This is a genomic window from Streptosporangium sp. NPDC049046, from assembly GCF_040649155.1.
GTDB lineage: Bacteria > Actinomycetota > Actinomycetes > Streptosporangiales > Streptosporangiaceae > Streptosporangium.
This window is the reverse complement of record NZ_JBEZEZ010000033.1, coordinates 86,471-95,492: the sequence shown is the minus strand read 5'-3', so window position 1 is coordinate 95,492 and position 9,022 is coordinate 86,471. Positions and strand designations below refer to the sequence as shown.

The 9,022-nt window shown below is 69.4% G+C and carries 6 protein-coding genes and 1 rRNA gene; 2 read left to right on the top strand and 5 right to left on the bottom strand.

From position 1 onward, the window contains the following. A 5S ribosomal RNA gene (gene rrf / locus AB0B96_RS34220) occupies positions 1-92 on the top strand; the annotation flags it as partial. Positions 93-415: 323 nt separating this feature from the next. Here the strand turns inward: rrf and AB0B96_RS34215 are convergent. Beyond that, positions 416-1,204 carry a PhzF family phenazine biosynthesis protein gene (locus tag AB0B96_RS34215; RefSeq protein ID WP_362905473.1) on the bottom strand — a complete coding sequence of 263 codons (789 nt, stop codon included), beginning with the start codon at positions 1,202-1,204 and terminating at the stop codon, positions 416-418. 202 nt (positions 1,205-1,406) lie between these two features. Between AB0B96_RS34215 and AB0B96_RS34210 the strand changes: the two genes are divergently transcribed. Further along, positions 1,407-1,799, top strand: a complete 393-nt coding sequence (locus AB0B96_RS34210) for a cell division protein SepF (RefSeq protein ID WP_350950261.1) — start codon at positions 1,407-1,409, stop codon at positions 1,797-1,799. A gap of 32 nt (positions 1,800-1,831) precedes the next feature. Here the strand turns inward: AB0B96_RS34210 and AB0B96_RS34205 are convergent, their stop codons facing one another. The 4 genes from AB0B96_RS34205 to plsX form a co-directional block, all read right to left on the bottom strand. Then, positions 1,832-3,418: a hypothetical protein gene (locus AB0B96_RS34205; RefSeq protein ID WP_362905471.1), complete on the bottom strand. Its 1,587-nt coding sequence runs from the start codon at positions 3,416-3,418 to the stop codon at positions 1,832-1,834. 143 nt (positions 3,419-3,561) lie between these two features. Further along, positions 3,562-5,316: an arginine--tRNA ligase gene (gene argS / locus AB0B96_RS34200; protein WP_362905469.1), complete on the bottom strand. Its 1,755-nt coding sequence runs from the start codon at positions 5,314-5,316 to the stop codon at positions 3,562-3,564. Further along, positions 5,313-7,709 (bottom strand): HAD-IC family P-type ATPase, encoded by a 2,397-nt coding sequence (locus AB0B96_RS34195; RefSeq protein WP_362905467.1) that lies wholly within the window; start codon positions 7,707-7,709, stop codon positions 5,313-5,315. Before AB0B96_RS34195 ends, argS begins: the two co-directional genes overlap by 4 nt. Before the next feature lie 236 nt (positions 7,710-7,945). Next, positions 7,946-9,022 (bottom strand): phosphate acyltransferase PlsX, encoded by a 1,077-nt coding sequence (gene plsX / locus AB0B96_RS34190; protein ID WP_362905478.1) that lies wholly within the window; start codon positions 9,020-9,022, stop codon positions 7,946-7,948.

Here is a 9,022-nt window from a genome sequence, read left to right as displayed (position 1 = left end):
CACCCGGTTACATTCCGAACCCGGAAGTTAAGCTCTTCAGCGCCGATGGTACTGCACCGGGGACGGTGTGGGAGAGTAGGTCACCGCCGGACAATTTTTCATGAAAGGGCTCTCACCGTTTGGTGGGGGCCCTTTCGTGCTTTCCAGGGCCTTTTTCAAGCGATGCCCAGCGGGGTCCCGAGGGCGGCCCAGCGGCGCTCAAGCGGTGTTCCGAACCTCCAGACGTCGAAGGCCGGGACTCCCGAGCCTCCACGTTCCAGGCCGGCAGGGGCAGGGAGGAGCTCTCGGGCCTCCGTGAACCATGGAGAAGCCGTTTTCGCTTCACGAACGTCATGTTCCCAACGTTCCCACGGGGTTCACGGGGGTGATGGTCACCGGGCCGGCCTGGGCGCGGCGAAACCCTCGACGCACGTCCCTAGACGTGGAGCTCGCCGGAAAGAACGGTCACCGCGTTTCCCGCGAGTTCGACCCGGTCTCCTCGTACGGTCGTGCGGACCACACCTCCACGCTCTGACAACTGGGCCCCCACCAGACTGTCGGAACCGAGTTTGGCCGACCAGTACGGCGCGAGGGCGCAGTGGGCGGACCCCGTCACCGGGTCCTCGGGAACTCCGGCCGTGGGAGCGAAGAACCGGGACACGTAGTCGGCACCCGGCCGCGAGGCCCGAGCCGTCACGATGACTCCACGCGCGTCGACGGCCTCCAGGGCCCGGAAGTCGGGGGCGGTGGCGAGCACGGCCTCCTCGGACTCGACCTCGACGAGGTAATCCCAAACATTTTTTCCTGTCCAAACAGGTTTAAGTCCCAGCGCATCGATCAGTCCCTCTGGAGGAGGTGTCGCTTGGAGTACCTTTGCCGGGAAATCCATGTGGATTAAACCGGATTTATCCCTGGTCACGGACAGGATTCCGCTCTTCGTTGAGAATTCGAGGGTTTCTGGGACCGTTCCCGTGGAATACAGCACATGCGCCACGGCCAGGGTCGCATGCCCACACAGGGCGACCTCGGTCACCGGCGTGAACCACCGGAGCCGGTACGGTCCGCCGTCCTCGGCTCCAAGCAGGAAGGCTGTCTCGGAGTGTCTCATCTCCGCCGCTACGGACTGCATCCAGGCGTCAGGAACCGGATCGCTGAGTATGCAGACCCCCGCGGGGTTACCCTTGAAAAATTCATCGGTAAACGAATCGACCGTGTAGATGAGCATGACGCGATGCTAGCGGCGCTGGAGATATCGGTTGAAGTTGGGCCAGGGGATCGGGCAAAGTCGGAGATCAGACCAGTGCGGTAGTCGTACAAAATGGAAATAAGCACTGGGCGTGTCGCGTGGCGAACTTCATGTCGTCGGTTACCGTCCAAGGTGTAGGGACAGGCCGGACACGGCGTGGTCCTGGCGAAAGGACGAGCCGATGGGGGCAGTGCGCAAGGTGGCGAGCTACCTTGGCCTGAGCGGGGCCGAGCACTATGACGAGTCCTACGACTACGGGGACGAGATCGAGGGCGAAGAGGAAGACTGGCAGTCTGCCTCGGAGCGCGCGGCCAAACGCTGGCGTGCGATGAACGAGCCCTCGCGGATCGTGATGCTGACACCGATGAAGTACAACGACGCACCGGTCATCGGGCAGCACTTCCGCGAAGGTCAGACCGTCATCATGGACGTGAGCGGGATGAGCACCGCCGAGGCCACCCGCATGGTCGACTTCGTCGCCGGGCTGGCATACGGCTGCGAGGGGCGCATCGAGCGGATCGCGGAGAAGGTCTTCCTGCTGGCTCCCGCCGAGGTGGAGATCACCAACGGCTGACATCGAGGCTGCCGCCCGCATATCGCGGGCGGTCAGCCCGCTCGGGGCCCCCTGCGGAGCAGGCGGATGAGTTCGGCCAGGTCCGAGGTCGCCGTCTTGATCCGGCCCTCCGACTCGTGGGCGTACTCATGCAGTGCCCACACCGCGCCCTGGGCGAGTTCTCTGAGCTCGGAGAGCCGCGTGACGACGTATTCCGCGTCGGCTCGCTCACGCTGCCGCCTACGCCACAGCCTGTAGGCGCCTCCGGCGGCCGGCAGGAGTGCGAGCGGTGCGAGAGGGAGGACGGGGAGGACGAGCGCGACCACCAGGATCACCGGGGCGAGGGCGAGCAGCGCGTAGGCGGCCCAGGAGCGGCCGCGAGTCGGAGCGCCCTCGGTGGTGATCCGCTCCTCGGCGGCACCCAGCGACTCGGGATCCGGGCCCTCGGGCCTGAGCGTCACACGTTGGCCGAGGATCGGTATGGTGACCGACTCGGGGGCCTCGGCGCGGGTGGCCTCGGCGAGGCTCTCACCCGCCGCCCGCACGATGGGCGCGGCCACGTGCAGCGCGATCGCGGCCAGATAAGGGTGCGAGCCGGGGCGCAGGTCGCCGAGCAGATGGTCGGTGAGCGACTTCATCGGCCGTTCGGGGCCGCCCGCACCGGCCAGCCGACGGAGCACGGTCAGCGGCTCGTCCTGGCTCCACACGACGGCCGCCTCGCCCGAACGGTCCGTCTGCGCGGCGGTGATGAACGCGAGATCACCCAGGTCACGGTTCGCTCCCCCCGCCCGGCCGGATGCCTCGTCGGCGGTGTCACCATCAGGCCGGGCCGCGGAGCCGCTCGTGGGACCGCTCACGGAACTCGTCTTCTCGGCGACGACGCCGCCATCGCCTCCCCTGCTTTCGCGGGCCGAGGTGATCTCGGTGCAGCGGTCGAGCAGGTGGGTGAGCCGGGCGGCGGCGTGTACGGGGTCGGCCAGCTCGGGAAGCCTGGCGAGCTCCTCGAAATCGGCCAGAGCCGGTGACACGGCCGCGGAGGGCTCGTCGGGGATGAGCGCGCGCAGCCACCGGTCGGGCTCGGAAACAGGGGAGGCGGTCATCGCGTCGAGCTTGCGGAGCACGAAGATCTTGCCCGCCGGGCCGTACGCCCCCCGGGCGGCGGCGAGCCAGAGCGCCCGCTGGCCGTGGGTCACCGGGCGCTCCAGGGAGAGTTCCCCGAAGGCGGTGCCGAGCCATGAGGCGTGGATGCGGTCGCCCTGGCCGGCTACGGCGAGTGCGAGGCAGAGGAAAAGGGCGGTCCGCTGCTCGTCGCGTTGCGCGGCGCGGGCGAGGGGTTCGAGCGACTCCTCGCCACGCGTGATCAGTACGAGTGCTTCGACGGCCGGGGTGAGCCAGTGATCGGAGTCGGCGTCGAAGTCCACCGGCATCCCGATGGGCACGATGCCGGTGGCCAGATCGGTGAGGAGCGAGTCGATGCTTGAACCCGTTCTCAACCCGGTGCCGGGGGTCGCGGTGTCCGTGTTCGGATCCGCGGCCAGGTCGGTGCCGGCGTTCGCGGTGTCCGTGCTCAGGTCCGCGGTGAGGTCGCTGCCGGGGTTCGCGGTGCCCGTGCGCAGGTTCGCGGTCAGGTCCGTGCTCAAGGCAGAGAGCTCCTCGAAGTTGTGACCGATGACCGCGCCAGCGTATTGCGCTTCGGACATCCCCGCAGGGAGGCGCGCCGAACATGACTTTGCCAGATGATCGCCTTCACTTTCTCAATAAAGACGATCATCTGGTGGACAGGTTACATGCGCTCGGGCACCGGGACGCCAAGAAGGCTCAGGCCGGTCTCCAAGACCTTCAGGGTCAGCGCGCACAGGGCGAGCCGTGAGGTGCGGACGGCGGGCTCGACGTCGTCCTTCAGCACCGGGCAGTTCTCGAAGAACGTGGTGAAGGCGCTCGCGGTGTCGAAGAGGTAGGAGGCCGTCTTGTGCGGTGCCGAGTTCTCCGCCATCTCCTCGACGACCGAGCCGAACCCGAGGAGCTGCAGCGCCAGGGCGCGCTCGGCAGGGTGGCCGAGCACGATGGGGCCGGTCGTCTCGGCAGGGTCCACCCCACCCTTGCGGAAGATCGAGCGGATGCGGGCCTGGGCGTACTGCAGGTAGGGGCCGGTGTTGCCGGTGAGGGCGAGCATCCGGTCGAAGTCGAAGACGTACTCGCTGTCGTGGCTGACCGACAGGTCGGCGTACTTGACCGCGCCCATGCCGACGTCGTGCGCGATCCTCGTGCGCTCGGCGTCGGTGTAGTCGCTGTCCCTGAGCACCTCGGCGGCCCTGGTCTCGGCCTCGTCGAGCAGCTCCATGAGCTTGATGGACTTACCGCTCCTGGTCTTGAACATCTTGCCGTCGGAGCCCAGCACGCTGCCGATCTGGATGTGCTCGGCCCTGACGTGGTCGGGCAACCAGCCCGCCATCCTGGCCGAGTCGAACACCAGCGACATGTGCAGCGACTGGGTCGCGCCGATCACGTAGAGGATGCGGTCGGCCTTGAGGTCCTGGACCCGGTAGCGGATCGTGGCCATGTCGGTGGTGCCGTAGCCGTACCCGCCGTCGCTCTTGCGGATCATCAGGGGCAGCGGCTGGCCCTCGCGGCCGGTGTAGCCGGGCGGGAAGACGCAGAGCGCGCCGTCGCTGAGGACGGCGACGCCGCGCTCCTGCAACTCGTCGCAGACCTGGGCGAGCACGTGCTTGTACATGCTCTCGCCGGCGATGTCGTCGTCGGTCAGCGTCACCCCGAGCTGGACGTAGACCTTGTTGAAGTAACGCAGCGTGGCGTTCATGAAGATGCGCCACAGGCGCATCGTCTCCGGCTCCTCGGCCTGCAGGGTGATGACCCGCGCGCGGGCGCGCGCGTTGAACTCGGGGTCGGTGTCGAACTTCAGGCGGGCCGCCTGGTAGTAGGCGTTGCCCTCTCCGGCCTCCAGCTGGGCGACGGCGGCCTCCTCGCCGATGTCGAGGAGGTGCTCGATGAGCATGCCGAACGGCGTGCCCCAGTCGCCGAGGTGGTTCTGCCGGATGACCTTGTTGCCCAGGTGCTCGTGGACCCGGGCGAGCGCGTCACCCACGATCGTCGTGCGCAGGTGGCCGACGTGCATCTCCTTGGCCGCGTTGGGCGCGGAGTAGTCGATCACGATGGTCTGCGGAGAGCCGGACAGACCCACTCCGACGCGAGGGTCGGCGAGGATCTCCGAGGCCCGCGCCGCGATCCATTCGTCGGAGAGGGTGAGGTTGAGGAAGCCGGGGCCGCTCACCTCGACGCTGCCGGGGAACGGGTCGTCCTGGGCGTCTCCCGCCCGGCCGGTGAGGTGCTCGGCGATCTCCTGGGCGACCTCCCGCGGGGCCCTTCGCAGTCGCTTGCTCAGGCTCATCGCCACGTTCGCCTGGTAGTCGGCGAACTGCGAGGGGCGGATCAGCGGGTCTGCTTCGGAGTATTCCGCACCGAAGGCGGCGGCCAGCGCCTGCTGGACGCGCTCGGTCAGTGCGAGCTGCGGGTCGGTCATGTCCCAAGGGTATCGGCTGGCCGGTCCTGAACCGATTGGATATCACCCTGGATCGGCGCGCTTCGACGGGATCGCGTGATCATGAAGACGCCCGTCAGCACGGCCCCGGCGGCGACGCCGAGTCCGGCCGCGGTGAGACCGGCGGCGGGGCTCGCGACGGTGAGCGCGAAGAACTCGCGGACGAACGGGATGGCGAGGGCGAGGGCGAACATTCCGGCCATGGAGGCGACGAGCGCGACCCGCCACCACACGTACGGGCGGGCGACCAGGGCCAGCACCCACCAGGCGGCCACGAACAGCGTGATCACCGCCGAGGTGCGGCTCTCCTCCAGGGTGGCGGACCCGCTCTGGGCGATCCAGTACGACAGGTAGACGGCGGTGGCGCAGACGATCCCGGCGGGGACCGCCAGGCGCAGGACACGGGGTACGAAGCCGCTTCTGGCGCGCTCGTTGCTCGGTGCGAGCGCGAGGAAGAAGGCGGGGATGCCGATCGTCAGCGCGTTGATGAGCGTGGAGTGCCGGGGAGCGAACGGGAACGCGAGCCCGATGACCCCGGTGAGCAGGGAGAGCACGATCGCGTAGAAGGTCTTGGTCAGGAAGAGCCCGGAGACCCGCTCGATGTTGGCCAGCACCCGGCGGCCCTCGCCCACCACGGAGGGGAGACCGGCGAAGCCGTCGTCCATCAGCACGATCTGGGCGACCGCCCGGGTGGCGCCGCTGCCGGAGCCCATCGCCACGCCGAGGTCGGCGTCCTTGAGCGCGAGCACGTCGTTCACGCCGTCGCCGGTCATCGCGACCGTGTGCCCGCGCGACTGGAGCGCGCCGACGAACAGCCGCTTCTGGTGCGGGCTGACCCTGCCGAAGACGGTGTGGGTCTCCATGATCTCGGCGAGCTTCTCGGGGTCGTCGTCCGGCAGGGTGCGGGCGTCCACCGCGCGCTCCCCACCGGGAATGCCCAGAGAGGTGACGATCGCCGACACCGACTCGGGGTTGTCGCCGGAGATGACCTTGAGGGTGACGCGCTGCTCGGCGAAGTAGGCGAGGGTCTCGGCCGCGTCGGGGCGGATCCGCTGCTTGAGCACGACGACGGCCGCGGCCTCGACGGCGCCGAGGTCGTCGGGGTCGCGCAGCGAGGCGACCCGGCACAGGGCGAGCACCCGCAGGCCGGTGGCGGCGAGCGCCCCCGCCTCCTCGTACGCCGGGCTGCCGGGCGGCAGGAGGACGTCGGGAGCGCCCAGGACCCAGCCGCCGTGGCCGTCGAACTCGGCTCCGCTCCACTTGCGGGCCGAGGAGAAGGGGACCTTGGTGAGGGCGGCCCAGCCGGGGGAGTCGGGGTATCGGGCCTGGACGGCGAGGGCGGTGGGGTTGGGGTGAGGATCGATGTTGGCCAGCGCGGCGAGTGCCTCGTGCACGGGCAGGTCGTCGCGGAGCGGGCGGATCTCGTCGAGTTCCATCCCGCCCGAGGTGAGGGTGCCGGTCTTGTCGAGGCAGAGCGTGTCGACCCGGGCCAGGATCTCGATCGCGGGCAGTTCCTGGACCAGGCAGCGGCGCCTGCCCAGCCGGATCACGCCGACGGCGAAGGCGATGCTGGTCATCAGGACCAGGCCCTCGGGGATCATGGTGACGATACCCGCGACCGTGCCGGTGACGGCCTCTCCGACACTCGTCTGCCTGCTCACCTGGCTCCAGGTGAGCAGGGCGCCGATCGGGATGACCAGCCAGGTGACGTACTTGATGAATCGCGTCACGCCTTCGCGCAGCTCCGAGTGGGACAGGCTGAACGCGCTGGCCTCCTCGGCGAGTCTGGCCGCGTAGGCGTCGCGGCCGACTCTGGTCGCGACGTAGGCGCCTCTCCCGGCGACCACGAAACTGCCGGAGAGGACCTCGTCGCCGGGGTCATCGGGGTCACCGGGACGCTTGTGCACCGGGTCGGCCTCGCCGGTCAGCAGTGACTCGTCGACCTCCAGCCCGTCGGCGTCCACCACCTCGCCGTCGACGAGCACCTGGTCGCCGGGGCGGAGCAGGACGAGGTCGCCGAGTACGACCCGCTGGGGCGGGATGTCGGTGTCGACGCCGTCCCTGCGGACCTTGACCGGGGACTCGTTGACGATGGCGAGCCGGTCGAGGGTGCGCTTGGCGCGGAGCTCCTGGATGATGCCGATGCCCGCGTTGGCCACGATCACCAGTCCGAAGAGGCCGTCCTGCCACTCTCCGAAGATCATGATCAGCACCCAGAGTGCCCCGATCACCCCGTTGAAAAGGGTGAGGACGTTGGATCTGAGGATCGCCGAGACGGACCTGCTCGACCGGCGCCTGACGTCGTTGGCCTGCCCCGCGGCCACCCGCTCGGCGACCTCGGCCGAGGTCAGTCCCCGCTCCGCCACCTGCTCCACGCAGTCCCCCCGCCCGATCGACTGGGACTCAGGGTACGCGGGGCCGGAAAATTCGGTGGAAGGTGTGTGCAGATACATCGGAAATATCACCCCAGGTAGGCGGCTCGTACGCGGGTGTCATCGGAGCCGGTGTCTCGCTGGGGATTCGGTGCGGATGTCGGTGTGGCGGATGGGACCGGCGTGGGTGTCGCCGGAGAGGCTGCGGTTTCCGGGTGCGGGTGTCGCCGGAGACGGTGTCATGCCTGGGTGTCGCCGGAGACGGTGCCGTGGGTGGGTGTCACCGGAGACGGCACCACGCGCGGGTGTCCCCAGAGGCGGTGCGGGCGGGAGGCCGAGGCGAGGCGCTCACCGATGCGGTTGACCACGCCCTCCCGGGCCAGCGTGGCCGCGAGCACGCAGGCCGCGCTCACTCCCTTCGCCTGCGAGGCGCCGTGCGCGATGACCACGGTGCCGTTCAGGCCGAGAAGCACGGCCCCGCCGTGGACCTCGGGGTCGAGCCGCCGGTAGAGCTCCCTGATGCGCCTCCTCTGCAACAGGCCGCCCACCCTGGCCGTCCGGCTCTCGTTGATCGTCTCGCGGAGCTCCGAGAAGGCGTAGCGGACGCTGCCCTCCATGGTCTTGAGCGCCACGTTGCCGGTGAAGCCGTCGGTGACGATGACGTTCACGGTGCCGGTGAGCAGGTCGTGCCCCTCGATGTTGCCCGCGAAGTCGAGGCCGGGGGCCGCCGACAGCAGTTCGTGGGCTCGCTTGACGAGCTTGTTGCCCTTCTCCGGCTCGCTGCCGATGGTGAGCAGGCCGACCCTGGGGCTCTCGATGCCCAGGGCGGTTTCCGCGTAGGCGGCGCCGAGGTGGGCGAACTGCACCAGCATCTCCGGCTTGACCTCGGCGTTCGCCCCGGCGTCCAGCAGGACGGTCGGGGTGGGCCTGGTCGGCAGGGCGACGGCGATGGCGGGTCTGAGCACCCCCGGCTGGCCGCGTAGCCGGAGCTTTCCCGTCGCCACGATCCCGGCGGTGGAGCCCGCGGAGACCACGGCGCAGGCGTCGCCTCGCCGTACGAGGTGGCAGGCGACGGCGATGCTGGAGCGCGGGCGGCGCAGGCTGGCGAGGGCGCCCTCGTCCATGGCGAGGGCCTCCTCGGCCCGGACGATCGGGATCTCGGTGGTCGCGTCGTGCTGGGAGAGCGCCTCGGCGAGGGGGCGGGGAGCGCCGACGAGCACGATGGAGATCCCGTGCTCTCGTACCGCCCGCACGGCTCCCGCCACGATCTCGTCGGGGGCGTTGTCGCCGCCCATCGCGTCCAGGGCGATGGGCAT

What these genes read in the sequence shown, in the direction of transcription:
- AB0B96_RS34215 (WP_362905473.1), bottom strand. Translation starts at nt 1,204, where the DNA reads ATGCTCATCTACACGGTCGATTCGTTTACCGATGAATTTTTCAAGGGT.
- AB0B96_RS34210 (WP_350950261.1), top strand. Translation starts at nt 1,407, where the DNA reads ATGGGGGCAGTGCGCAAGGTGGCGAGCTACCTTGGCCTGAGCGGGGCC.
- argS (WP_362905469.1), bottom strand. Translation starts at nt 5,316, where the DNA reads ATGACCGACCCGCAGCTCGCACTGACCGAGCGCGTCCAGCAGGCGCTG.
- plsX (WP_362905478.1), bottom strand. Translation starts at nt 9,022, where the DNA reads ATGCCCATCGCCCTGGACGCGATGGGCGGCGACAACGCCCCCGACGAG.